Origin of the sequence: Clostridium neuense (genome assembly GCF_045310695.1) — a bacterium.
GTDB classification, from domain to species: domain Bacteria; phylum Bacillota; class Clostridia; order Clostridiales; family Clostridiaceae; genus Clostridium_S; species Clostridium_S neuense.
Genome location: NZ_JBJIAA010000011.1, coordinates 1 through 24837 on the forward strand (window position 1 = coordinate 1; position 24837 = coordinate 24837).

Genomic DNA, 24837 nt, shown 5'->3' on the forward strand with positions numbered 1-24837 from the left:
TGAGGTTTTTTTGTTCATCGCTTAAGCTATTCTGAACACACCTGCACAGCAGGTGGTTTTCATAAATGACAATAAAATTGAAGGGGGCACAAACCCTCTTCAATCTGTATACATCACTATAGAAGTCACCTAAAAATGCGTGCCAATTTTATTCCGCACGCATTTTATAATTATTATTCTTCTACTTCTCTTATGCTTAATCCAATTTTCTTGGACTCACCATTCACATCTATTATTTTAGCTTTTACTTCTTCACCAATAGTTAAAACCTCTGATGGTTTTGCAATTCTCTTGTGGCTTATTTCAGAAATATGAACAAGTCCATCAACACCAGGCTCCAACTCAACAAAAGCACCAAAGTTAGCGAATCTTACAACCTTTCCAAGAACAACTGATCCTGCTGGGTACTTTTCTTCTATATTGTTCCATGGATCTTCTACTAGCTTTTTCATACTAAGTGATAATTTTTTATTTTCCTTATCAATACTTAATATATAAACTTTAATCTTATCTCCTATCTTTAAGGCATCTGCTGGTTTATTAACTCTACCCCAAGATATTTCAGAAACATGAAGTAATCCATCTACACCTTCAATGTCGACAAAAGCACCAAAATCAGTTAATCTTTTTACTTCTCCTTCTACTGTCTGTCCTTGCTCCAATTTACTCCATATAGCCTCTTCTTTTACTTCTTTTTCTTTCTTTAATATTTCTCTTCTTGAACCTACAATTTTGCTTTGTCTCTTCTTTGTTGAATATTCTATTATTTCAACCTCAAAATCTTTTCCAATATACTGATCAAGATTTTCTACATGAAATAGCTCTATATGAGACGCAGGTATAAAAACTCTTATTCCTTTATAAAGAGCAATTATTCCACCATTAACTGCCTCTTTAACCTTTACATTTAATTTAGTTTTGCTCTCAAAAGCATCCTTTATTTCTTTATATCCTTCTTCTCTTTGAATTTCTTTTACTGATAGAACTACGTAATTATCATCATCTTTCAATTTGATTACTTTTGCAGAAATACTGTCACCAACTTTATATATATCTTTTAAGCTTTGATTTGAGCTTTCTGTTTCATTCTTTGGTATAATTCCATCTCTTTTATATCCTATATTTAAAAATAATTCCTTTTCAGAGACCTGAATTATTTCTCCACTTACATGGGCACCAACATAAATTTCACTTTCATTTTCAGCTATAAATTTCATAGCATCAGCCATTTCATTGCTTGCTTCAGTAACTATATTATTTTCACTCATTTTATTAATTGCCTCCTCGATAATCCAATCAGGTGTTGAAGCTCCAGCTGTTACACCTATTTTTAAATAGTTTTTGTTTTTTATTATTTCATCAGGTATTTCACCTGAATTCTCTACATGAATTGTAGCATTACAATTGCTTTTGCATATTTCATAAAGTTTCCTTGTATTTGAGCTTTGTTTTCCACCAATAACAACCATACAATCTACTTCTTTAGAAAGTTCGTATGCAGCTTTTTGATTTTCAGAAGTAGCACTGCATATTGTATTAAACACTGCTATTTCTTTCGACATTTTAACAACCTTTGAAACTACCTGTTGTAAATTTGAAAGTTTTTCTGTAGTTTGAGAAACAATACATACTTTAGATTTTAAACTTTTAATATTATCTCCATCTTTAGATACCTGAGCCCTATTGTCACACCACCCATTAATTCCTATAACTTCAGGATGCTTTTCATCACCTACAATTACTATATCATAGTTAAGTTCATTGTATTTCTTTACTTTTTCATGGATATTTGAAACAAAAGGACATGTAGCATCTACTACTGTAATTCCTTTTGAATTTAATAATTCAAGTGTATCTTTTGGCACACCATGTGATCTTATAATTATAACATCATCTTGACTTAGAGAATCTAAATCCTTTACTTCAACAGGATATATACCTTTATTTTTAAGATAATTAACTGCATCATTGTTATGAATTAAGGAACCAAGCGTATATATTTTTCTATTATATTTTTTCCTTGCTTCCAGAGCAGTTTCAACAGCTCTTTTTACTCCAAAACAAAAACCAGATTTTTCTGCAAATATTATTTCTCTCATATTTATAGTACCACCTTCTTTGCGGTAAAACCAAATTGCTATACTACATTCTATCTGTAATATATTTAGAAATATAATTAACTACATCTTCAATACTCATAAAAGAAGAATCAATTTCTACAGCATCTTCTGCTTTTTTTAGCGGACTTATTTCTCTATTAGAATCAATATAATCCCGCTTTTTTATATCACTTAATATATCGTCATAATTAACTTTTACATCTTTTTGAATAAGCTCATCATATCGCCTTTTGGCCCGTTCTTCTGGAGATGCCGTTAAATAAAACTTAAACTTAGCATCCTTTAGGACTACAGTTCCTATATCCCTGCCATCCATTATAACATTATATTTTTCTGAAAGAGCTCTTTGTATACTGACTAGTTTTTCCCTTACTTCCAAAATAGCAGCATAATTTGAAACATTTTTACTAATATCAGGCATAACTATTCTATCACTTATATCTTTAGAATTAACTATGATTCTATCATGTTCAAAATGCATTGAAATAGAATCAATTAACTTACACAAGCCGTCTTTATCAGTATATTTTATATTATTATTTAGTGCCATTAAAGTTACTGCTCTATACATGTATCCTGTATTTATGTACATAAGATTAAATTTTTTACCCACAAGCTTTGCTATTGTGCTTTTTCCTGCACCGGCAGGACCATCTATTGCTATACTTAAATTCAAATCGTATTCCGCCTTTCAAAAGAAATACTACTACAATAATGTATTCTATATAAATAAAAAAAACCCTTTAAAATTTCTACAAAATATAATTTTTTTCTTACAAATTGTAATATATCATACCTAATATGAAAACATTAAGTTCTAAATTCAACACAATTTTTAATCAGATACATTAGCTCCAGCCAAATATCCTGTTGAAAGTGCTATTTGCAAATTAAAACCTCCAGTATATGCATCAACATCTATAATCTCTCCACAGAAATATAAATTATTAATTAATTTAGATTTCATTGTTGAAGGATCAATTTCTTTTACGTTAATTCCACCTGCAGTAATTATAGCTTCAGCAATAGGTCTTAAACCTTTTATAGTAAATTCTAAATTTTGAAGTAAGTGAACTAAATGTTTTCTTTCTTCTTTAGTTATTGTATTTACTTTTTTATCTGGATCTATTTTTGATAACAAAATAACTACTGGTATTAACTTATGTGGCAGCAGATCATTAAGTGCATTTTTTAAATCCTTATTTGTATATTTTATAAAATCGCTTTGAATTCTTTTATCAAGTTCATTTTCATTTAAAGCTGGTTTCAAGTTTATTATTCCCTTAAGACTGCTGTTAAAATTCACAACCCTACTTCCACTAAGTACAATAGGACCTGTTATTCCATAATGAGTAAAAAGCATTTCTCCAAAATTTTGATATAATATTTTTTTGTCTTTTTTTATTGTAAACTCAACATTTTTTAGTGAAAGTCCCTGCAGCTCAGGTACCCAGCTTTCAGATACCTCTATAGGCACAAGAGAAGGAACAGTTTTAACTATGCTGTGACCGAGTTTTTTAGCAAAATTAAGTCCATCACCTGTAGATCCTGTTTGCGGATAAGACATGCCACCTGTAGATATAATAAAATAATCACCTTCTATAATCTCATTTTCCTCAGTAACAACACTTTGTATATTTTTTTCACTGCATTTTATATCTTTAACCCTAGTATTTAATATAACCTTAATTTTCTTTTCCTTAATTTTTTCCTGAAATACGTGTATTATATCAGAAGATTTATCTGAAACAGGAAAAACTCTATCTCCTCTTTCTTTCTTTAATTTTACGCCCGCAGCTTCAAAAAAGTTCATTGTATCTACATTAGTAAAAGAATATAAAGCACTATATAAAAAATTAGGATTTCCTGGAATGTTATCAAAGAACTCGCTTATATCCTTGTAATTTGTTATATTACATCTTCCCTTACCTGTAATATACAGTTTTTTACCCAATTTTTCATTTCTCTCTATTAATATTACTTTATTTTTATCAGCAGCCGTAATTGCAGCCATCATTCCAGCTGGGCCACCGCCTATAACAATTACTGTATTCATTAATCCACCTTCTTTAAAATCCTTAAAAATAAAAATGAAGAGTGTATATACTCCTCTTCATTTTACCTGCATTTATAATAAAATACTATTACTTATCTTCCATATTTTTATAGGAGTATACCCTATATTCTTCCCAAATATTTTCAAGATCACTAAAAGTTTTAGAAATTTTATGTTTTTCTTTTAAACCAACGGCTACGATGAGTGCATTAATAACGCTTAAAGGTGCAACTAAAGAATCAACAAAGGATGCCATATTACTTTGAGCTATAAGAGTATAATCTGCCTCTGTAGCAAGGGGTGAAAGTAAACTATCTGTTATAGCTACAACTTTTGTAGATCTAGACTTTGCAAAACTCAAAGCCTCTATTGTTCTTGCTGCATATCTTGGAAAGCCTATTCCTATTAACAAATCATCAGAAGATATATTTATAATTTGCTCAAATATATCACTTATGCCGTAATTTATTACATGTACGTTGTCCAAAATAAGATTTAAATAAAACCCAAGAAATTCAGAAAGTGCTGTAGAACTTCTAAGTCCAATTATGTATATGCGCTTTGCAGCAAATATTGAGTTTATAACCTCATTAAATGTATTTTGATTTATTTTTTCAAGAGTAACTCTAATGTTCTCCATATCTGCTTTTAATACACCTTTAAGTGAATCTTCTTCAGATATAAAAGCATTAGAAAGTTCTATTCTTTGAACAGTTGTAAGCTTATTTTTTATAAGCTCCTGAAGTGCCTTTTGAAGCTTTGGATAGCCACTAAATCCAAGTTCATTTGCAAATCTAACTACAGTAGACTCACTAACACCTACACTTATACCAAGTTTTGATGCTGTCATAAATGCAGCTTTATCATAATGCTTTAATATATACTCAGCTATTAGTTTTTGACCTTTACTTAACCTTGGAAATTTAATCTGAATAGTTCTCATAAGATCATGTTTTTCGTTTTCCATATGTATCAAACCCCTTCTAAGATGCAAAGTGAAATAAATAATTTTATTTAGTCTCAAAATGAATTATTTATTTCATTTTAACATTAAATGAAAACTTATTCAATATTCTATTCATTTTATTCAATATTTTAATTCTAAATATTGATCAAGTAATTTATTTCCTCCTTGCTTAAATACCTCCATTCACCCTCTTCAAGATCTCCAATAGTTATATTTCCAATGGAAACTCTTTTAAGTTCAATGACGTGATGATGTATTGCCCTGCACATTCTTCTAACTTGTCTTTTTTTTCCTTCATGTATTATTATTTTTAAAATTGAATTTTTACCTTCAACTTTTATTATTGAAGCCTCTGATGGTGAAGTTACATAACCTCCTATATCCACTCCTTTTTTTAGGGCTAATATTTCATTTTCATTAGGAACTCCTTCTACAAGTGCTATATATGTTTTATTTATATTTTGTTTTGGATGCATTATTTTATTAAATACTTCACCATCATTTGTTATTATTAGGAGTCCTGAGGTTTCATAATCCAATCTTCCCACAGGAAATAGCCTTTCTTTAAAATCGCTAAAAATATCAATTACAGTTTTTCTTCCTCTGTTGTCACTTGCTGCTGTAATGCATCCTTTAGGTTTATTTAAAGCTATGTAGATTTTTCTTTCTTCAAGCTTTATTGGGTTACCATCTAAAAGAACGCTGTCGGTATTACAATTAACTTTAAACCCAAGTTCAGTTATAGTAACTCCATTTACACTTACTCTGCCTTCTTCAATTAATTTCTCGCACTTTCTTCTCGAAGCGACACCACAGCTGGCCATGTATTTTTGTAATCTTTCTTCCATTATATATCACCTTATAACCATTTCTTTTTTTTAAAATATACAAGCATTCCACCTGCAATAAGAATCATAACACCCCACAATATTTGATATGCATAGTGTATCTTAAGTTCAGGCATATTGTCAAAATTCATTCCATAAACTCCAACTAAAAATGAAAGTGGTATAAATATTGTTGAAAATATTGTTAAAAACTTCATAACCTCGTTCATTTTATTACTTACACTTGATAAATATGTATCCAGCATTCCTTCAATTATATCTCTAAACAGTTCTATAGAATCTATAACCTGTATAGTATGATCATAGACATCCTTAAAATACACGCTGGTCTCTCCACTAATAAATTTAGATTCTCCTCTTTGAAGTACATTTATAACTTCTCTAAATGGCCACACTGACTTTCGTATAAAAATCATTTCTCTCTTCATATTATATATTTCCGTAAACACTTCATTAGTTGGATTTTTTAAAAGCTTTTCTTCAAAGTTTTCTATTCTATCTTCAAACTCCTCAAGTGCAACAAAATAATTATCAACTATAGAATCAATAATTGCATAAGCCAAATAATCTGTATTAGCACTTCTTATCCTATTACCTGGAGTTCTTATTCTATTTCTTAAATTATCAAAAACATCGCCTTTTAATTCCTGTTCTTGAAAAGTAATCACCATATTTTTCATGCAAATTAAACTTACTTGTTCAACTACAGGTATATTTTTCGAATAATATATCATTTTTAAAACAACATAAATATATTCATCAAACTCCTCAATTTTAGGCCTTTGATTAGTATTTAAAATATCTTCCATTATTAAAGGATGTATTCCAAATTCTCTACCAAACTTTTCATATAAACTCATATCCTCTAGCCCATCTATATTTATCCATGTTATAGAATCAGAATTCTTATATGCAAAACATTCCTCAATATTTTTTAAATTCTTTTCTTCAAATTTATCGCCCTTATAATCCATAATGCTTATTTTAGAGCTCTTGCCTGTTTTCTTTCCAACATGAACAAGACTTCCTGGTTTTAAGCCTCTTTTTTTCGAGATTCCTTTCATATATCTTGCCAAATAAATCACCACCACTGAACATTTTTGTTGATAAATTATATATATATATTTAGAATAATATTATACTATATTATTCTAGTATTATCCAAAAACTATATGAAGGAGATGGTAATTAGTGAAAAAATCAAATGTTACATTAGGTATTATTCTCATTTTTATTGGAATAGTATCAATATTACACAAATTAAATTATTGGGGCTTATTTCATTTTAAAATAACCTTTGGTCTTATTTTGTTATTTATAGGACTTATTTTTGAACTTAGATATTTTACAGGTCGTTCAGATGCTGGCAATTTAGTTCCGGGGGGGATATGCATTACGCTTGGAATATTTTACATAATTAAACCTTACTTTAATTTTTATTTTTCATGGCAAATATTTGCCCTTGCTGTGGCCGTTGGATTATATGAGCTTTATTATTTTGGAAATAAAGATAATGGAACGCTAATTGCAGCAAGCGGCCTCACTATAATTTCTATAGGTTCAATAGTGCTTAATACATTCAATACAGTAATACCTGCATGGCTAAATTCTGGATTGATATTATCTATAATCCTCGTTTTAGCAGGTACGTATATAATATATAAAAGCTTTAAATAAGAAAATTACCATTAAATTTTTGTATATACATAGCTTTTAGCTTTGATAATTTTACCATATAAAGAAGAGAGGTTTTTTTATGTCAAACGAAAAATTAGTTTATGATGGTTGGTTAAAAGTTTACAATAAAGACGTCAATGGCAAAACTTATGATATACTTAGCAATTATGACGCTGTTGCTGCCTTTGTAACAGATGAATTTGGAGATATTTTAATGGTAAAACAATTTAGACCTGCTGTTATGAAAAACACCTTAGAAATACCTGCTGGCTGCCTTGATATAGAAGGCGAAGCTCCTGAGGATTGTTTAATAAGAGAACTTAAGGAAGAAACAAATTTAATTGTAAATAAGGATGCTTTAAGCAAAATCATATCCTATACTCCTATGCTTGGCTTTAGCAAAAGTATTTTACATCTATACCATGTTAATATAAAAAAATCAGATTTAAAAAGCAACAAAATTAATGATGAAGATGTAAAAGAGGTTTTGTGGATAGATAACGACACCTTTAAGAAATACGTAAAAGACGGAAAAATCTTTGATGGAAAAACAATAATAAGCTATCTTTATGTTATGAATAAAAAAATATTCGATTAGGAGGATCTTTAATGCTTAATTTTAATACTTCAAATACTAATTGGCTGTGTAAACCACAAAAATATGATATTTCACAAGATAAAATTATTATTGAAACAGAGCCTAATACAGACTTATGGCAAAAAACATATTATAATTTTAAGCATGATAATGCACCGGCTTTGCTTTTAACTACAGATGAAAAATATTTTTCTTTTATTGTAAAAACGTCTTTCCCTAGTAAAAAACAATTTGATCAATGTGGTGTAATTATTTATCAAGATAGTTATAACTGGTTTAAGGCATCTATAGAGTATGAAAATGAAACATATCAAAGATTAGGTAGTGTAGTAACTAATAATGGATTTTCGGATTGGGCAACTACAGATATTGATGCTAAATTTAAAACAATGTATTATAGGCTTAGCCGCCGTGAAAGTGATTTTTGTATTGAAAATTCGTATGATGGCACTACTTTTAAACAAATGCGTATTTTTCACTTATTTGAAGGTGGAAATGAAATTAACTTTGGAATATATGCCTGCAGTCCATCAGATTCTTCCTTTAAGGCAACTTTTTCAGATATAAAAATAACAGAATGCCAATGGAAGCAGCACGAATAATTAAATGTTAAAGTTTAAGATTTCCTTTTAATGTTACTTATAACAAATCCACTTTTAGGCAGTGTCGGTATCCTTGATAATTTATAGCTTAAATCCTGCTTTGGCATATCAAACTCAAGTTTATTAACAAGGAAATCTAAACTTACTTTCATAATTTCTATAGTAATACCTTCACCTGGGCATCTATGTCCTTCTGAAGGGGTGCCACCACCTTGAGGTATGAAGCTAAACAATTCATCCTTTTTATCTTTAAAGCGTTCTGGTTCAAATTCAGTTGGGTTATCCCATATTTTAGAATGATGATTCATACCATAAACGTCAAGAAGCACAAGCTTTCCTTTTTTAAATTTCAAACCTTCCCAAATAAAATCCTTTCGCACCCTTGCACCCAAAAAAGGGGTAAACGGGTAGTAACGTCTAACTTCCTGAATAAATGCCCTTATATAATTATTATCACCAGTTATTAATTTTTTTTTACATTCCGGATGTTCATGTAATGCTAAAGCTGCAAAAGTAATATAGGTTGAAATAGCAACAATGGGTCTTAGCACATTAATAAGTTCTATTGAGGCCATGTCAGCGCACATTAAATCACCGTTGATTTCTCTATAAAATGCTATTTCATAAAGCACTGAATCCTCCTTAACAGTAAATTTTCCACTTCTTACATCCTCTATAATACCTTTTGCCCATTTTTCAGTTCTAATCCTTGCTTTTCTTCCTTTCAAATACCTGGGACCAATTCCTCCAAAACCATCAATCATTGCACTAAAATTATCTGCTAAACTTTTTACTTTAGATTCTGGCAGTGGAACCCCTGTCCAGCGACATGCTGTTTTACATAAAATATTTTTCATTTCATCAAAAAGCACTATTTTTTTAATGTTTTCCCATTCATAGGCAGAGGTTTGTAAAGCTTCAAACATAAGTCCAGCAAGTTTTTTTTGGCACTCTTCAGTCATCAAGGACATAAAGAAAAGCTTTCTATGAGTATGGGCCTTTCCATCCATTGTTTGAATTGCATTCATTCCAAAAAGAGTTTTTTGTATCCGCTTTGGGGCTGCACCCTTTCGTTGAAATCGCCCTTCATCATAAAAAATTTTTGCGGCTTCCTCACCAGTTATACAGATTACTTTTTCTCCAAGCAGATGAGTTTCAAACATATTACATCCATAGCCATCCATTCTATTTTTAATAAATGTATATCCTTCATGTAATAAATTAAAAGTATTATCTAGACCTTTATCCTGTACAACTTGTTTGTCTATTTGCATAGATTTATATTCTCCCTTCAAAACCTATAAAAAACTCCAATATTGAATTTCACTACGAAAAACAAAAAAATATTTTTCGTAGTGAAAATTATTCTTTAAATCAAACCTCTATATTTTATTTTTAAGAAAATCATCTTTTTCATAGGTCGTATTTCTTTTTTCCACTTCCTCTTCAGCTACTTCTTCAAAGGCAACTTCTGCTTTAACATATCTTGGTTCTGAATCTTTATCTTTAGCCTTTTGTCTGTTATTCATATAATCACTTCCAGTCTTAATATTTATGTGTACATAGTTTGTGATGATACATCTAAGTCGTTAAGTTTAGGAACTGTTTTTTCATCTCTTTTATCTTTTGTTTTAGCTCTTTCTTGTTCCTCAGCTTTTTCTTTATCAATTATAGTAACCTTGTCTTTACTTTCCATATAATCTCCCCTTTCTTATTTTATTATTCCTTTTTTATATATAAATATTTACTCAAAATAAATTTAGAAAGATATAAAATGTAACTAAATAAAAAAGCCATAAAATATTCTTATGACTTTTTTGTTTTAATTTTTTAACAAATAAATTATGAACTTAGTCTTTTCTTCATCGTCTAAAGCTTTAATTAAATTTATGCCCTCAGCTTCATCAATTTTATACCTACTTACAATATCACTATAACTAAAAGCAGTATTTTCTTTTTTTAATATGCCATCCTGCATAACCTCAATATTTTCTTTACAATTTGGTGCAACTTTAAGTATTTCTTCTTTAACATTTTCATTTAATACTTTAAGCTTATTTGATGAGAGCCAGTTTGCCACAACTTTATCTGAAGTAAGCTTTACTTTTTCCTTACACTTTTCATCTACAAGTTCATTAAAAAAGTCACCGGTATGGCTATCTACCTTTACAAAGATAACCTCAATTCCTTTTTTCATAAGCTCATTCATTTTATTATAATAATTTATTGATGATTCTTCTCTACGTTCCCAGAACCCCGTAGCATGATGACTAATGCCCTCATAATCGTGAAAAATCACTACTTTTTTTTCTCCACTTTCTAAAGCATATTTTACAGCTTTTACCGCAGCCTCCAGCTCACCTGCAATTTGTCTTATATTTTTTTTACTTTTATCCTTTGAGGCAGCACTTTCAATATACTCAACTATGTTATTTCTAACTGCAACCAGTCCATAAGCATATTTTTCAGTTTCAACGTTGTAACTGCCATCTACATAAATATGTAAACAGTCTCTAGGATAATTTTCTTCAGACTTTTTTAACATTTTGCTGCCTTCATTTAAATAAGCCTCAGCACTATCCATACTCTCAAAGCTCTTATATTGTGCGCCTTTTACTCCCTTTACATATTTTAAGCATTCGCCCCAATTGTTAACAATCTTGTTTTCTATCTTAATATTATTTTCAAAATCAAAGCCTTCTTTTATTGCATAAACTTTTTTACCCATATAATCTTCTCCTTACACCTATTTTCTAGCCCATGCAGCAATAGCCTTAATATCCTCAGGGGTAGTTCTGCAGCAGCCTCCAATTAATCTTGCACCAGCTTTATACCATGCTTTTGAACTAAGTCCATAAGCTTCACTTGAAGAATAACCATGCCAGCATTTTGTCTCAACTTCATATTCCTCTCCTGAATTTGGATAAACAACAATAGGTTTTTTAGAACTATTTTTAATATCAGTTATTAATGCCTCTATATACCTAGGAGCTGTACAGTTTATTCCAATTGCCGCTACCTTTGATGCATTATCTAACTCTTTTCCGCATTTTGAAATTAAAGTGCCATCACTTATTTCATGTTCATTTTTACAACTGAAACTTATCCAAGCATATACCCCTTCAAATTCATTTAAGAGCTTTACAATTGCCTTAGCTTCAGTGAGACATGGTATCGTTTCACAAGCAAGAATATCTGCGCCAGCTTCTATTAAAGCCTTCATCCTTGGTCTGTGAAAATCCATCAATTCTCTTTCAGTAAGTTTATAATTCCCCTTATATTCTGAACCATCTGCAAGGTAAGCTCCATAAGGACCTATAGAGCCTGCAACTAAAGGTTTAGGTCTATTACTTCTGTTTGAAGGGTTACTCCAAAATTTATCTCTTGACTCCTTTGCAATTTCAACGGATCTCTTAATAAGCATTATGGCTGTAGTTTCACTGTATCCTTTTTTTAAAAAGCCGTCAATGGTTGCTTGATAACTTGAAGTGATTGCAATATCTGCACCTGCTTTAAAATAATCATAATGAACTTTCTCTATTATATCTGGATTCTCTGCAAGTATTTTGGCTGACCAAAGAGAATCATTTATGTTACAACCTCTATTTTCAAGTTCTGTAGCAAGTGCACCATCTAAAATAGCAACGTTAAATTCTTTTAATATATTTTCTATTATATTCACTTCTGCCTCCTTAAAACTGTAAATATTACTTAGCCCACTCGTTACTCATCCAATCTCCCCTATTAAACAACACATCTCTATAAATTTCAAACTTTTCTTCAACGTGATTTTTTAATTTTTTAACCAAGCCTATTTTTCTTATTAGAGATAAATCACCTTTTTGTCCAGTTAATACCCATAAAATCTTTTTGGTTTGAGGTTTTACCGTAAGTTCCTTTTCTCCCATACCATCAGTAAAATATATTAAAAAGTGATCTTTCATTTTGTTTTTATTCATATATTCAAATACAGGTGAGAAGCTTGTTCCGCCTTTAGTTTCTACTCTCTTTCTTAAATCTCTTTTGCTCTTTAATTTATACACTCTTCTTATTCTATTATCACATTCTATTACAGTAATCTCATAGTTATGTTTTGATAATATACTCAAAATTTCTAGCAGTGCACTGTCAAATTCACCATCGCTCATGCTGCCACTTATATCTATAGCAATAACTATTTGAATAATGTGATTTGAAAGCTGTCCTCTTAAATCATATCTTTCCGGCTGCCTTCTATTTCTTCTAGTTATAGTTTTTTTGTATCCGTGAGGTAGTGTGCCAGCTATTTTTTTTAAATAATCTTGCCAGGATATTTCTGCCTTTCTATTTAAATTTTTTATATATTCTTCTACCTTTCTTGGAAGTTTTCCTTTTGCAGAATTTCTAACAAGCTTTTCAGTTAAAGAATCTATTTGCTCATAGTCAAATTTACTTATAGATTCCTTCCATAAATCATGTGAATAAACAACATCAAATTCATTAAAGTTTCCTTTTGAATTTTTACCATTAACCTTCTTACCTTTGGAATTTATTCTTTTATTAATGCTTTTTTGAAGCTTATCAGCATAGTATTCCGGCAGTTTATCATACTCCAAATCAACATTATAAGAAAGCTTCACATTTTCTATGGTTTTGGACCATGCTGGAAGATTATTTACATACTGGTTTATTGAAATATCAAAAGCCGTATTGATGGCGGTATCACTGTACTTTCTTGATAAAATCTTATACTGCTTAATATGATTGTACATTATATGATATATTTCATGTTTAATCAGAGCCTGCATTTCTAAAGCAGAGCATTTTAAAAAAATATAGGGATTGAAGTATATTACGAAATTAGAAAGCTGTGCTGCACTTTCACAAGCTGACGCTATATCTAATCTTATTTCTCTTTTTAACTGTATTAGAAAAAGTCCAAAAAAGTTGTCGTCTCCATTCATCATATCAAAATTTAATTTCTCAATTAATTTAAAAAATCTACTTTTAAAACTTTTATTTTCTAAAAGTCCTTCTTTAAGCTGCATACTTTCATAAAGCAAATCTTTTATTTCACCTTCAATGTTATTATTCAAAACAATCAATCCTCTATTCTTCTATATCATTATACATAGAAAAAAACGCTTCAATAAAGATATCGTTATTTAAAAAATCTTCATATAACTCTTTAGTAAAATCACTTTTTATTCCCTGCATTATCCCCATTTTTAAATCATCAGGATAATAACTTAGAAATTCAGAAAACAAATTTACTTCCATTTTTCTATTTTTAATATTAGTTAAATAAAAAAGAGTTTTTCTTGCAGTTAAATATAATCTTGAATGGCTTTCAGCTTTAATTCTATTTTTCAATTTTTCTGATATGTGGTCATTTTCAAATATCTCCTCTGGCGTTATAATTGGCTCTTTATTTTCCTCAATATAATTTAAAAAATCTTGGGCAATTGCAGCTCCTACATTTCCCTTAACCACATTATATAAAATACCTAACGGTAGAGTATTCTCTTGTTTAATATATTCTTTATATATATTTGAAACTCTTACCCAACTTCTAGGAGTCGGTTTTATTGACTCTTTCGAATTTGGAGCATGCAAATATTCAGGAAAGCTTGCTATAAAATTAACCACATCATCATGTATCCTAGGATGTCCTTTTTCTGATTTTATACCCCAATTTAACCATTCATTTACGTCTGACTCCATGTAAATCCATACGAACCTATCCTCCTGAGCAGGATCCATGTCTATAACTTGATATTCACTATCCTCAAATTCATCATACTTATTTGATGGATTCATAGCTGCAACAACTACAACATTATCATGAAGTTTATATCCATTAATTTCTCTATTGAGTATTACATTCATAATTTCTTGCTGTACACTATGTTCACATCTATTTATTTCATCGATAAACAGCAATATTTTTGCATGTGGATTTTTTTCTAAAATTTCATCTATATAAGCGAATTTAAAATATGCTGCATAAATTGTTCTACTTTTTTCAATCATTTTTCCATTAATATTAACGTGATATTTTTCCACGGAAGGCAGTCCACCAATTTCTCCTTCCTTAAGAAGATTTCCATCTATACTCACATAATAATAATTATAAGTATCTGCAAATTGTTTTATTAGTGCAGTTTTTCCTATACCACTTTCACCTACAATTAAAGGTACTGAACCTGATTTAATTACTAGTTCTATGCTTTGTAATGCTTCTGTAAATTTCATTTTTTTTCTCCTTACACAGATAATTTAAAGTCGACAAAATACATTTTTGCCTTTTTGCTTCCAAATTTATATACAAGTTTTGTTTTATTTATATTTAAAGATTTAAGTTTTAAAAAATCAAAAATATACTGTTTGTCTATATTAGCATCAGAAACTTTTTCCTTTAAAGCTTCTTTTATAATATCAGTATCTTCTAAATTTAAATATTTTATTGAATTTACATTTTCCTTTATAAAAAGTCGTTTTTTCTCCTCTGTAATATTACTTATATACATTATAGCCTCTGCACTTTGCTTTACTGCAGCTATCTCCATATCAATAGTTGTATTATCTATATAATTTATTGCCTTCCAATTTATTTTTATTGCTTTTATTTTCACACTTTCAAAAGGATTTTTTATATATTGTATAGAATCCCAATTGGTTTCTACTGCCAAAAGCTGAAGCTCTTCACTTGGATTTTTAATAAACTGAATTGCCCATCCCTTTGCTTTTAAAGCCGCCTTTAAAATATTATTTGAAGGTTCCTTTATAAGCTTTAATGTATTCCAGGCATTTTCAACACAATAAATACACATATCCTCATCTGGATTTTCTATTTTTTCTATAAACCATGGATCCTTTTTTATATCATTCCATAATTCCTCATTAGATTTACTCTCTCTCATACGACTACTCCTTTTTTAATTAAACTTTATTTTTTATTCCCACATATCCTTCATTAAATGGCTAATCTCATTTTTTCTTTTCCTAGTACCATCCTTATCTATAAAAATTCTTCCATCCTCTAAGATTAGAATATCTTTTTCTTTAGCACCTTTGGGAATCAAGCTTCTTTTTAAATTGATCATAGTTCTATCTTCTTTTTCACAAACAGCATAATTTTCTTCAAATCTATCTATAAGCACTTTCAATAATCTTATCTCCTTCCACTTCTATAATCTCCAGGGTTACAATTAAAAATTATATTTTTACCATCACTTGTGCAAATTATAGTACCATTTTCGTCAGTTCTATATAATGGTATATTTCTACTTTTTAGCTTATTTACAGTTTGCTTATGCGGATGTCCATAATCGTTTCCTTTTCCGCAGCTTACAACTGCATATTTAGGATTTACCTTATCAAGAAATTCGTTTGTTGTAGAGGTTCGACTTCCATGATGTCCAAGTTTTAGCACATCAGTACTTAAATCATACCCATTAGATATCATAGCTCTTTCATTTTGAGCTTGTGCATCGCCAGTAAAGAGAAACTTTGTATTTCCATAAGTTAATTTAAGTATTATTGAATACGTATTTAAATCTTTCTTTTCACTGTCAATCGGACCATAAAACACACAGCTTGCATCTCCAAGCTTAAAATTTTCCATGAGCTGTGGTTCATTAGCTTTTAAATTTTTATTTTTCATTGCCATAAGAACATCCTTAAAGGTCCTTGTAGAGGTACCTACTTTTGGCATATAAAGCTTACCTATATCAAAATTCTTGATTACTGCATCAGCTCCTCCTATATGATCTTCATGAGGATGAGTTAAAATAAGATAATCAATTTTCTTTATGTTTTGTTTTTTGAGGTAAGAAATTAACTTTTCTGTTGAATCATTAGTTCCTGTATCTATAAGCATATTACTGTAGTTTTTTTGAACAAGTATACTATCTCCCTGCCCCACATCTATGTAATGAATTTTTAATTTTGCATTGTATTCATTTGATGCACTTTGAAACTTTTCACTGGAAGTTTTAACATTCATATTACAAGCGGTTAATATAAACACTAAAGCTAAAAAACTTGCAAATATCTTAAAAGTTCTCTTCAAAATTATCAGCCTTTCATATATAAATAATTTTATTTTTAATTATTGACATTAATTAAAGTTAGAATACACTTTGTCTTTCCTAGTTTATTTTTAATTTTAACAAATCACAAATTTATTTTCAATTTAAATTGCAGCATAAGTTTTCAACTTTTAGTAACAATTATTATTTATATTAATAATCTAATATTAGAGCTTTTAAATAGAGTACTGGAGGTTTTTACATGAACTATGAATTTATAGACTGCATTGATAGTGGAAGTGAATACTGTCCATGTCATTTAGCAGAAACTGGTGACTGCATACTTTGCTCACAACTTAAAGGCAAAGATTCTTGTGACTGCACAAACTGGAAAGGCGTTTGCATATACCAAGAATATATTTGGAACGGCAATAAAGCTAAAAATCAACGAAAAGCATACAGCTGTACTATTACAGATAAAGAAAATGTAGATGATAAATTACTTATATTAACAATACTTGCAAAACATAAACTAGTAGAAGATTTATCTTCCCCAGGTAGCTATGTTTTCTTAAGAAATCCATCAAAAAACTTTTATTATGATGCTCCTATATCTGTAATGGAAGCAAATACAAAAGAAAATTTTATTAAGCTAGCAATAGAAATAAAGGGAATAAAAACTAAAACTCTAAACGAACTTAATAAAAATGACAACATTTTAGTTAGAGGTCCTTATTGGAATGGAGTACTAGGAATTAAAAATATTAATACACTAAAAGAAAATTGTGCATTAATCATAGCAAGAGGTATAGGTGAAGCTCCTATGATTCCTGTTATGAAAAAGCTATACTCAAATGGCAATAAAATACTTGTGCTAATTGATAGTGCCAATATAAATGATAATTTTGCAAAAGAATATCTGGAAAAATACAATGCTGAAATTTTTTATTGCAATATGCTTAGCAAAGGAGAGCTCACCTATGAATTTTATACGCTTCTATCGGAATGTATAAAAAATAAAAATGTTAATCTTATTCATATTTCAGGTGCAGATATACTAATAAACAGAATTTTAAATAAAATTGATGATAATATAGTAGTTTCTTGCTGTAATAACGCTAAAATGTGCTGCAGTGAAGGAATATGTGGAACCTGCAGTGTACGCTATAGTGGACATAAACTAAAAAAGCTTTGCAAGGTTCAGATAGATCCTAGATATTTATTCAAGGATAGAAGATACGTTTAATATTTTAATATAAATTGCTAAGGTATGATTCCTTAGCAATTTATTATTATTTACCATTTAGTGTTGTAAGTGGAATTGTATAGGAGTAAAATATTTAAGTAGCTAATTTATTAATTTTTATTCAGATATCTCTATTACAAAGAGGTGCTATATATGAATATATGTATATTTTTGCTTAAAATGCTAAAAAAGAACTCAAAAAAGAATATGCTATATCTAATATCAATAATGGTTCCCGTAGTAATTATATTTAATCTTATGAATATAATTACTAATAGCAAATTTTTTGCTGAGGATGCATCAGAAGAAATAATGTTTTTATTAACACTTCTCGTTTGTGTATTTACTTTTTACTCTAACTCATACTTTGTTATGGGAAAATCAAAAGAAATGGCTGTTATAGAACTGAGTGGTATATGGCCAAGCAAATTAGCAAGAATGCTGCTTTTCGAAAACATTATCATTGAGATAATAAGCTGTTTTATTGGAATATTAATAGGCATAGCTGTAATGCCATTTTTTCTTTTAATTATGTACAACATAGCGGGAAAAAGTGGTAGCCTGTGGATGATATCACCTTCTGCAATATGGGGAACTATAGCAATTTTAGCTTTACAAATTGGATATGTTACTTTAGGAGATTATGGATATGCATCAAGTAGAGAAATAATTGATTTGATGAATGTTAGTAAAAAAGTTCGTATTAAGGATAACGATATTTCTATATCAATTTCTCAAATCCTTACCACTCTAAATTTAAATAAAAAACATCGTGTACATAAATCAAAAGTATATAATTTAAAAATAGATAACTACTTAATCATTTATTTATTTCCAATAGTATTTGTACTTTTATCTCCAGAGCACATACCTGTTTTTGTAGCTGCAATACTTAGCATGATGTGTACTATATATAGTATACCAGGCATTTTAAAACATTCTATTCCAGAAAAAATACTAGAGCTTAAGAACGAAAAATATTTAGATGACAAAATAAAGCTGATATCATTAAGTAACTTATATACATCTCTAAAGCAATTAAAATTTTTAATTATAACTTTAGTTATTGCTATAGAAATGCTTTTATATTTTATATCAATCTCTAATTCTCCTAGATTAAAAGCAGTATGTATAATTTCATATGTTACAATAATATTATTGGTTGCAGGAAGCATTTTATACAAAATTATTATTGAGACTGATAATAAAAAACGTACTTTTATGCAGTTGTCTTTAATTGGATACACTACAGATCAAATAAAAAAAATAATAAAAGAAGAATTTAAATTGTATTATTCTATAATTATATCCTTACCATTATTTCATATACTGATATTTTTCACTTTATTTAAAAAAAGCGGAATATTACCTATAAAATTATTATTATTAATGCTATTTATATTTTTATTAGTATTTTTTATTGTAGGTATCGTTTCCTTCAACACATATAAAAAGCTTGCTTTAAAGAAGGTTATAAACAAATTTTTATAGTAACCAAGTATTAAAACAGATAAGTATTTTATAAGGATATACTTATCTGTTTTTCAATTTTAATCGATTTTCTCTACTATTAAGGAAGTTCCCTGTCCTCCGCCTATACATAAAGTGGCAAGCCCTTTTTGAGCATTCCTACTTTTCATTGCATATAAAAGTGTAACTAGTATTCTTGCTCCTGAGGCACCAATTGGATGACCTAAGGCAGTTGTTCCTCCATTTACATTAACCTTGTTCATGTCAAATTTTAAATCCATTGCAACAGCCATACATTGTGCCACAAAAGCTTCATTTGCCTCTATAAGGTCTAAATCATCTACAGTTAAATTTGCCTTTTCTAGAGCAGCCTTAGTTGAATAAAATGGAGCATAGCCCATTATAGCAGGATCTAAACCAACAGATGCATAAGATACTATTTTAGCTAGTGGTTTAACTCCTAACTCTTTTGCCTTATCAGCGCTCATAACTACTAATGCAGCAGCACCATCATTTAAGCCTGAAGCATTACCTGCAGTAACAGTTCCCGCTTTTTTAAAGGCTGGCTTTAATTTTGTAAGATTTTCAAGTGTAGTTCCAAATCTAGGCTGTTCATCTGTATCAACTACGATTTCTCCTTTTTTAGTTTTTACGGTAACAGGAACTATTTCTTCTTTAAATAATCCAGCTTTTATAGATTTTTCTGCCTTTGCTTGAGATTCTAACGCAAACTTATCTTGTTCTTCTCTTGATATTTTCCACTGTTCAGCAATATTTTCAGCAGTTATTCCCATGTGGTAATCATTAAAAGCATCCCATAATCCATCTTTAACCATTTCATCTACTAACTTTACATCACCCATTTTGTTTCCCCATCTTGCGGTTTCTGCCAGGTATGGAGCTCTACTCATATTTTCCATTCCTCCAGCAACAACCACATCAACATCGCCTGCTTTAATCATTTGAGCTGCCAAGCTTACCGCTCTTAGCCCAGAGCCACAAACCTTATTAATTGTAAAAGCAGGAACATGTATAGGAAGGTCTGCCTTTACAGCCGCCTGCCTAGCAGTATTTTGACCTAATCCTGCTTGAAGAACATTTCCCAAAACAACCTCATTTACATCTGATGGTTTTATTCCTGCTCTATTTACTGCCTCTTTAATTACTATTGAACCAAGTTCAACTGCCGTTATATCTTTAAATGCTTTTCCAAATGAACCTATAGGTGTTCTTGCTGCACTTGCTATGACTACTTCTCTCATATTCTTCCTCCTTAATGTTAATTAACTTTATCAAATTTTAGTTTTTTCGTATTACTGTAATTTATACGCTGCAAAAATTTTATTTTGATAAAAAATAAAGCGTCCACAATATAATTATCAATTCCAATAAATAATTAATTCTTCTTATGCTATTTAAAGCAATAAAAATTGGAACAAAAAAGTTCATTAAAAATATGATGATAATAAGTGACATTTTGTATAATCTCAAATTAATTTTCAATATAATCTAGTATCTATATAACCAATTAATATTTATGGGGGTAATTTTTTTATGAAGGTAATTATTATTGGAGCCGGATGGGCAGGTGCTGCTGCTGCAATTACAGCTAAAAAGGCTGGTGCTGATGTAACAATATACGAAAAAACAGATATGATTTTAGGACTAGGCAATGTTGGTGGAATCATGAGAAACAATGGACGTTTTACTGCAGCTGAGGAGCTTATAGCTCTTGGAAGTGGTGATTTAATAAACATAACAGATGCTGATTCAAGGCACAAGAATATAGACTTTCCTGGGCACAAGCATGCTTGGCTTTATGATGTAAACAAGATTGAAGCTGATGTAAGAGACTATCTTATCAATATGGGAATAAAAATAAATTTAATTAAGAGAGTTGTAGATATCAAAAAAAATAATAAAACCATAGAAGGAATTTTTTTGTCAGATGGTACTTATGTTAAAGGAGATGTTTTTGTTGAAACCACTGGATCTACTGGGCCAATGGGTAACTGTTTAAGATACGGTAATGGCTGCTCTATGTGCATTTTAAGATGTCCAGCCTTTGGACCACGCATAAGCTTGAGTCAAAGAGCTGGAATTGATGACATTAAAGGTGAAAGAGAGGATGGTTCCTTTGGTGCTTTTAGTGGCTCCTGCAAATTAGCAAAAGAAAGCTTGTCTCCAGACATTGTAAAGGAATTAGATGATAAAGGTGTAGTTGTTTTAAAAATTCCACCTGAAGATATTAATCTTGACAAGTTAAAAATTAAAGTGTGCCAGCAATATGCTCTTAAAGAATTTGCAGAAAATGTAATACTTCTAGATACTGGTAATGCAAAGCTTATGACTAGCTTTTATCCGCTTGAAAAACTGAGAAAAATACCTGGATTAGAAAGAGTTAAATATGTAGATCCTTATGCAGGCGGAAAAGGAAATTCTATAAGATATTTATCAGTTTCACCTAGAACTGACGATATGAGAGTTAAAGGACTAGATAATTTATTTTGCGGTGGAGAAAAAAGTGGACTTTTCGTAGGTCATACAGAAGCTATTTGCACTGGAAGTCTTGCTGGATGTAATGCTGTCAGATATGCGTTAAATATGCCTCTATTGATTCTTCCAAAGCAAACTACAATTGGAGACATTATTTCTTATGCAAATTATAAACTTCTAACAGAAGATGGAATAAAAACAAGATATACTTTTGCAGGTGCAGATTACTTTAAGCGAATGCAGGAGACTGGTTTATATACTACGGATATTGATAAAATAAAGAATAGAATAGAAAACTTAGGTTTAACAGGAATATTTGATAAAAAGCTAATTTAAATATAAGAGCAAATTTAAAATTGATGTACAGTAAAATTATCTTTAGTGTACATCAATTTTTAATTTCAAAGATATATACGCCCAACATATTAAATTATAATGCCAAGATTAAATTAGTATGACTCAAGCATTATTTTAACAGCATGCTGTTTTACTTGGCCTTCACAATTTTTGAAGGCCAAACGAACAAAATTATATGCACCATTGTTCCATACATGTGAATCATGAACACCGCTTTTTATAAGTACTTCATAATAATTCTCCAAATTGATACCTACAGCTTCTTTAAGTCCATCGATTGCTTTTGCATAACCCATTTCACCTGCTACTGTGTCTGAATCTCCACAAGTGAGATAAAGCAAATTAATTCTGTAGCCGCGTGATGCTAAACTATTACCAAGTATTTTACCATCACTAGATGTAGGGGCATTTGAAAAAGCACCAAAATAGGCAAACAAATCTTCCATACCTGATGCTTTTACAGTAACATTAAGACCGTTTTTAAAGTCATCCTTTGCTCCAGTGTGCTCTACAGAATCACATATGTAACCACCAATACCTAAATTTAAAACTTGCATTCCTCCCATTGACAAACCTGCAAGAGCTCTGTGCATTCTGCTATATGCAATTTCTTCAGATGAAGTGCCCTTTATGTTAGCATATGTGTTGTACTGTGCTTCAATAAATGGAATTAAATCATATCGTAATTCATAATCAAAATAATAGAAGCCAAGAAGATTAGTTCCTACTGCATTAAATGAAGTATCATCCCAATCATGTGCGCTTCTGCCTTCAGGAAATATTACAATTAATGGATCTATATCACCATTTGCAATAAGGTTGTCAATTATATTACATATAACAAATCTATCATCAATCTTACCATAACCATATAACCATTCATAACGATTTCCACATACTCCATGTAGTAAATACATTACATTATATTTGGTATTCTTATCATCTTTATTGTAGCCTGCTGGCAAATATACATTACATATTTTTGTTATAGCATCTCCTTCTGCAGTTTCTCTTCCAAGCTCTCCAGCACTGATATTATGGTTTGTCACAAACTGCCTAGAAGCATTAATATAGTTTCGTACATTATACGAAACCTCAATTAAAGTTCCCTGAAGTTCATTCTTAACTGCCCTTTTATATTGCTCAGGCACAGCTGTTATATCAATATTTTTCATAATTAATTCATCATCCCCTATATTAAGAGTTTAGTTATATCCAAATTTAAGAATAGTAAGTTACTTCGCACTTAATAGATTTTGTATTCTCCTGCAAGCATCAATAGACAGAAAAAGTGCAAGCAATTATCGTAATATCTACGCATTCCTTTTCTTAAAGGAAGTTCAAAGAAATCTTTAACCCATTGAAGCCTATATTTACCTTTTGCAGCTAACGAACCAGCCGCAGTAGTTGCTATAATTGCATTAGGATGCATTGCAGGCTCATCAAATGGTTCTCCCTTGATAGAGTAAGCTTTATATTCTCCTAATGTAGTATTTTCACTAAAAAAGCTTTGAAGCTTATCAACTATGTCTCCTAGTGCTTCAGCCTTATTAAACCACGCTGCATCCAATCCTATATTCATAGCTACACGATATGCATCTGAGTAAAATTCATAATCGTGAAATAGCCTTCTAGGAGTACCATCAAATTCAGCATATTCTGGTGCCATTCCTGTATTTTTATCACAGCAAATATGCAGATAATTACGACTTGCCTCAGCAGCCTCTTGCCAAAACGCTCTATCTTTTTCATCTGACATAAGTGCAAAAAGTTCATAAAAATGAGGAAGGTGATAGGAAGGGTCGGAAAATGATGTTTCGGGTACAAATTTAATGTAGTGATTAGAACTATCCCACATAGGCTGTCCATCTTTAACAATTTCAGCTTGATGAACACAATGATGCAGTATATCCCTTGCTTGAGCATCATAATTAAATGGAACTTCTCTATCTCCCCATCTTTTGCTTGCAAAAAACAGAGCCATAGCAAAATATTCTTCACCATCTGGCGCTGGGCCCTCAGCATTCTTAGTTCCATCAGTACCTACTGACCATGCAAAATACCCCTGATACTTACCTTTACTTTGATACATATAAGTTTTAGCAAATAACCATAACTTATCAAAAATATCCTTTCGGTTCATCTGCACCGCCATCATCATTCCATAACTCATTCCTTCAGTACGAGCATCATTATTTCCCGTATCAACCATGCATGCCATGTCCTCGCCCACTTCAAGATATATCTTCTCTTCAGGATCAAAAAACATTTGATTAAAAGCATCCTTAATTTTTTTATCTACCTCACATTGTGGAATACCAATTTCCGCAAATAAATTTTTATATTTTCCTGTATAAAACGCACCTTTTTTCATATTTGCCTTCTTTC

Annotated in this window: 25 protein-coding genes; 6 read left to right on the plus strand and 19 right to left on the minus strand. The window is 30.2% G+C overall.

All coding sequences use genetic code 11. The features are described 5' to 3' along the window. Positions 1-173 precede the first annotated feature (173 nt). The 6 genes from ACJDT4_RS13685 to corA all read right to left on the minus strand — a co-directional run bounded on the left by ACJDT4_RS13685 (position 174) and on the right by corA (position 7067). Positions 174-2099 carry a bifunctional 4-hydroxy-3-methylbut-2-enyl diphosphate reductase/30S ribosomal protein S1 gene (locus ACJDT4_RS13685; RefSeq protein ID WP_406788132.1) on the minus strand — a complete coding sequence of 642 codons (1926 nt, stop codon included), beginning with the start codon at positions 2097-2099 and terminating at the stop codon, positions 174-176. A gap of 43 nt (positions 2100-2142) precedes the next feature. Then, the gene (cmk, locus tag ACJDT4_RS13690; RefSeq protein ID WP_406788133.1) at positions 2143-2796 is read right to left on the minus strand and encodes a (d)CMP kinase; all 654 of its coding nucleotides are present in this window, start codon (positions 2794-2796) and stop codon (positions 2143-2145) included. A 159-nt stretch (positions 2797-2955) separates the two neighbouring features. Continuing rightward, positions 2956-4176, minus strand: a complete 1221-nt coding sequence (locus ACJDT4_RS13695; protein WP_406788134.1) for a BaiN/RdsA family NAD(P)/FAD-dependent oxidoreductase — start codon at positions 4174-4176, stop codon at positions 2956-2958. Positions 4177-4264: 88 nt separating this feature from the next. Next, positions 4265-5143: a MurR/RpiR family transcriptional regulator gene (locus ACJDT4_RS13700; protein WP_053242204.1), complete on the minus strand. Its 879-nt coding sequence runs from the start codon at positions 5141-5143 to the stop codon at positions 4265-4267. A gap of 134 nt (positions 5144-5277) precedes the next feature. Beyond that, positions 5278-5991, minus strand: coding sequence for a pseudouridine synthase (locus ACJDT4_RS13705; RefSeq protein ID WP_406788135.1), 714 nt, complete (start codon positions 5989-5991; stop codon positions 5278-5280). An 11-nt stretch (positions 5992-6002) separates the two neighbouring features. Next, positions 6003-7067 (minus strand): magnesium/cobalt transporter CorA, encoded by a 1065-nt coding sequence (gene corA, locus ACJDT4_RS13710; RefSeq protein WP_406788136.1) that lies wholly within the window; start codon positions 7065-7067, stop codon positions 6003-6005. Between the two features lie 115 nt (positions 7068-7182). Here corA and ACJDT4_RS13715 point away from each other — a divergent pair, with 115 nt between their 5' ends. The 3 genes from ACJDT4_RS13715 to ACJDT4_RS13725 all read left to right on the plus strand — a co-directional run bounded on the left by ACJDT4_RS13715 (position 7183) and on the right by ACJDT4_RS13725 (position 8868). Then, the gene (locus ACJDT4_RS13715) at positions 7183-7668 is read left to right on the plus strand and encodes a hypothetical protein (protein ID WP_406788137.1); all 486 of its coding nucleotides are present in this window, start codon (positions 7183-7185) and stop codon (positions 7666-7668) included. Between the two features lie 79 nt (positions 7669-7747). After that, complete coding sequence (locus ACJDT4_RS13720) at positions 7748-8266, plus strand: NUDIX hydrolase (RefSeq protein ID WP_406788138.1); 519 nt, start codon at positions 7748-7750, stop codon at positions 8264-8266. A gap of 11 nt (positions 8267-8277) precedes the next feature. Then, entirely contained in the window at positions 8278-8868 is a 591-nt protein-coding gene (locus ACJDT4_RS13725; RefSeq protein WP_406788139.1) for a DUF1349 domain-containing protein, read from the plus strand. Positions 8869-8882: 14 nt separating this feature from the next. Here ACJDT4_RS13725 and cypC read toward each other — a convergent pair whose 3' ends face one another. From cypC to ACJDT4_RS13775, 10 genes are all read right to left on the minus strand, one after another. Then, positions 8883-10142 carry a CYP152 family fatty-acid peroxygenase CypC gene (gene cypC, locus ACJDT4_RS13730; protein ID WP_406788140.1) on the minus strand — a complete coding sequence of 420 codons (1260 nt, stop codon included), beginning with the start codon at positions 10140-10142 and terminating at the stop codon, positions 8883-8885. A 108-nt stretch (positions 10143-10250) separates the two neighbouring features. Continuing rightward, the gene (locus tag ACJDT4_RS13735; protein WP_406788141.1) at positions 10251-10397 is read right to left on the minus strand and encodes a hypothetical protein; all 147 of its coding nucleotides are present in this window, start codon (positions 10395-10397) and stop codon (positions 10251-10253) included. Positions 10398-10420: 23 nt separating this feature from the next. Further along, on the minus strand, positions 10421-10564 hold the full coding sequence (locus ACJDT4_RS13740) for a hypothetical protein (RefSeq protein ID WP_406788142.1): 144 nt from the start codon (positions 10562-10564) through the stop codon (positions 10421-10423). Positions 10565-10690: 126 nt separating this feature from the next. Further along, entirely contained in the window at positions 10691-11596 is a 906-nt protein-coding gene (locus ACJDT4_RS13745; RefSeq protein ID WP_406788143.1) for a ribonuclease H family protein, read from the minus strand. Positions 11597-11614: 18 nt separating this feature from the next. After that, positions 11615-12550 carry a homocysteine S-methyltransferase gene (mmuM, locus tag ACJDT4_RS13750; protein WP_406788144.1) on the minus strand — a complete coding sequence of 312 codons (936 nt, stop codon included), beginning with the start codon at positions 12548-12550 and terminating at the stop codon, positions 11615-11617. 25 nt (positions 12551-12575) lie between these two features. Then, positions 12576-13943, minus strand: coding sequence for a vWA domain-containing protein (locus ACJDT4_RS13755; RefSeq protein ID WP_406788145.1), 1368 nt, complete (start codon positions 13941-13943; stop codon positions 12576-12578). 13 nt (positions 13944-13956) lie between these two features. Continuing rightward, positions 13957-15102, minus strand: a complete 1146-nt coding sequence (locus tag ACJDT4_RS13760) for an AAA family ATPase (RefSeq protein WP_406788146.1) — start codon at positions 15100-15102, stop codon at positions 13957-13959. An 11-nt stretch (positions 15103-15113) separates the two neighbouring features. Further along, a complete protein-coding gene (locus tag ACJDT4_RS13765; RefSeq protein WP_406788147.1) occupies positions 15114-15770 on the minus strand; it encodes a hypothetical protein in 657 nt (218 codons plus the stop codon). Between the two features lie 33 nt (positions 15771-15803). Next, positions 15804-16010, minus strand: coding sequence for a DUF3006 domain-containing protein (locus tag ACJDT4_RS13770; protein WP_406788327.1), 207 nt, complete (start codon positions 16008-16010; stop codon positions 15804-15806). 11 nt (positions 16011-16021) lie between these two features. Continuing rightward, positions 16022-16924, minus strand: a complete 903-nt coding sequence (locus tag ACJDT4_RS13775) for a ComEC/Rec2 family competence protein (RefSeq protein ID WP_406788328.1) — start codon at positions 16922-16924, stop codon at positions 16022-16024. 218 nt (positions 16925-17142) lie between these two features. Here ACJDT4_RS13775 and ACJDT4_RS13780 point away from each other — a divergent pair, with 218 nt between their 5' ends. Together ACJDT4_RS13780 and ACJDT4_RS13785 are read left to right on the plus strand one after the other, a co-directional pair. Continuing rightward, on the plus strand, positions 17143-18126 hold the full coding sequence (locus ACJDT4_RS13780) for a sulfide/dihydroorotate dehydrogenase-like FAD/NAD-binding protein (protein WP_406788148.1): 984 nt from the start codon (positions 17143-17145) through the stop codon (positions 18124-18126). Positions 18127-18279: 153 nt separating this feature from the next. Continuing rightward, the gene (locus ACJDT4_RS13785; protein WP_406788149.1) at positions 18280-19617 is read left to right on the plus strand and encodes an ABC transporter permease family protein; all 1338 of its coding nucleotides are present in this window, start codon (positions 18280-18282) and stop codon (positions 19615-19617) included. Positions 19618-19676: 59 nt separating this feature from the next. Here the strand turns inward: ACJDT4_RS13785 and ACJDT4_RS13790 are convergent, their stop codons facing one another. Beyond that, entirely contained in the window at positions 19677-20858 is a 1182-nt protein-coding gene (locus tag ACJDT4_RS13790; protein WP_406788150.1) for an acetyl-CoA C-acetyltransferase, read from the minus strand. A gap of 292 nt (positions 20859-21150) precedes the next feature. Here ACJDT4_RS13790 and ACJDT4_RS13795 point away from each other — a divergent pair, with 292 nt between their 5' ends. After that, the gene (locus tag ACJDT4_RS13795) at positions 21151-22428 is read left to right on the plus strand and encodes an FAD-dependent oxidoreductase (protein WP_406788151.1); all 1278 of its coding nucleotides are present in this window, start codon (positions 21151-21153) and stop codon (positions 22426-22428) included. A gap of 113 nt (positions 22429-22541) precedes the next feature. Here ACJDT4_RS13795 and ACJDT4_RS13800 read toward each other — a convergent pair whose 3' ends face one another. Both ACJDT4_RS13800 and ACJDT4_RS13805 read right to left on the minus strand, forming a co-directional pair. Beyond that, the gene (locus ACJDT4_RS13800) at positions 22542-23624 is read right to left on the minus strand and encodes an alpha/beta hydrolase (protein ID WP_406788152.1); all 1083 of its coding nucleotides are present in this window, start codon (positions 23622-23624) and stop codon (positions 22542-22544) included. Positions 23625-23695: 71 nt separating this feature from the next. Beyond that, complete coding sequence (locus ACJDT4_RS13805; protein ID WP_406788153.1) at positions 23696-24823, minus strand: family 8 glycosyl hydrolase; 1128 nt, start codon at positions 24821-24823, stop codon at positions 23696-23698. Positions 24824-24837 lie beyond the last annotated feature (14 nt).

Coding starts and splice junctions, on each gene's coding strand:
- ACJDT4_RS13685 (WP_406788132.1), bottom strand. CDS start 2,099: ATGAGAGAAATAATATTTGCAGAAAAATCTGGTTTTTGTTTTGGAGTA.
- ACJDT4_RS13695 (WP_406788134.1), bottom strand. CDS start 4,176: ATGAATACAGTAATTGTTATAGGCGGTGGCCCAGCTGGAATGATGGCT.
- ACJDT4_RS13700 (WP_053242204.1), bottom strand. CDS start 5,143: ATGGAAAACGAAAAACATGATCTTATGAGAACTATTCAGATTAAATTT.
- ACJDT4_RS13705 (WP_406788135.1), bottom strand. CDS start 5,991: ATGGAAGAAAGATTACAAAAATACATGGCCAGCTGTGGTGTCGCTTCG.
- ACJDT4_RS13720 (WP_406788138.1), top strand. CDS start 7,748: ATGTCAAACGAAAAATTAGTTTATGATGGTTGGTTAAAAGTTTACAAT.
- ACJDT4_RS13725 (WP_406788139.1), top strand. CDS start 8,278: ATGCTTAATTTTAATACTTCAAATACTAATTGGCTGTGTAAACCACAA.
- cypC (WP_406788140.1), bottom strand. CDS start 10,142: ATGCAAATAGACAAACAAGTTGTACAGGATAAAGGTCTAGATAATACT.
- ACJDT4_RS13735 (WP_406788141.1), bottom strand. CDS start 10,397: ATGAATAACAGACAAAAGGCTAAAGATAAAGATTCAGAACCAAGATAT.
- ACJDT4_RS13740 (WP_406788142.1), bottom strand. CDS start 10,564: ATGGAAAGTAAAGACAAGGTTACTATAATTGATAAAGAAAAAGCTGAG.
- ACJDT4_RS13745 (WP_406788143.1), bottom strand. CDS start 11,596: ATGGGTAAAAAAGTTTATGCAATAAAAGAAGGCTTTGATTTTGAAAAT.
- ACJDT4_RS13760 (WP_406788146.1), bottom strand. CDS start 15,102: ATGAAATTTACAGAAGCATTACAAAGCATAGAACTAGTAATTAAATCA.
- ACJDT4_RS13765 (WP_406788147.1), bottom strand. CDS start 15,770: ATGAGAGAGAGTAAATCTAATGAGGAATTATGGAATGATATAAAAAAG.
- ACJDT4_RS13780 (WP_406788148.1), top strand. CDS start 17,143: ATGAACTATGAATTTATAGACTGCATTGATAGTGGAAGTGAATACTGT.
- ACJDT4_RS13785 (WP_406788149.1), top strand. CDS start 18,280: ATGAATATATGTATATTTTTGCTTAAAATGCTAAAAAAGAACTCAAAA.
- ACJDT4_RS13790 (WP_406788150.1), bottom strand. CDS start 20,858: ATGAGAGAAGTAGTCATAGCAAGTGCAGCAAGAACACCTATAGGTTCA.
- ACJDT4_RS13795 (WP_406788151.1), top strand. CDS start 21,151: ATGAAGGTAATTATTATTGGAGCCGGATGGGCAGGTGCTGCTGCTGCA.
- ACJDT4_RS13800 (WP_406788152.1), bottom strand. CDS start 23,624: ATGAAAAATATTGATATAACAGCTGTGCCTGAGCAATATAAAAGGGCA.
- ACJDT4_RS13805 (WP_406788153.1), bottom strand. CDS start 24,823: ATGAAAAAAGGTGCGTTTTATACAGGAAAATATAAAAATTTATTTGCG.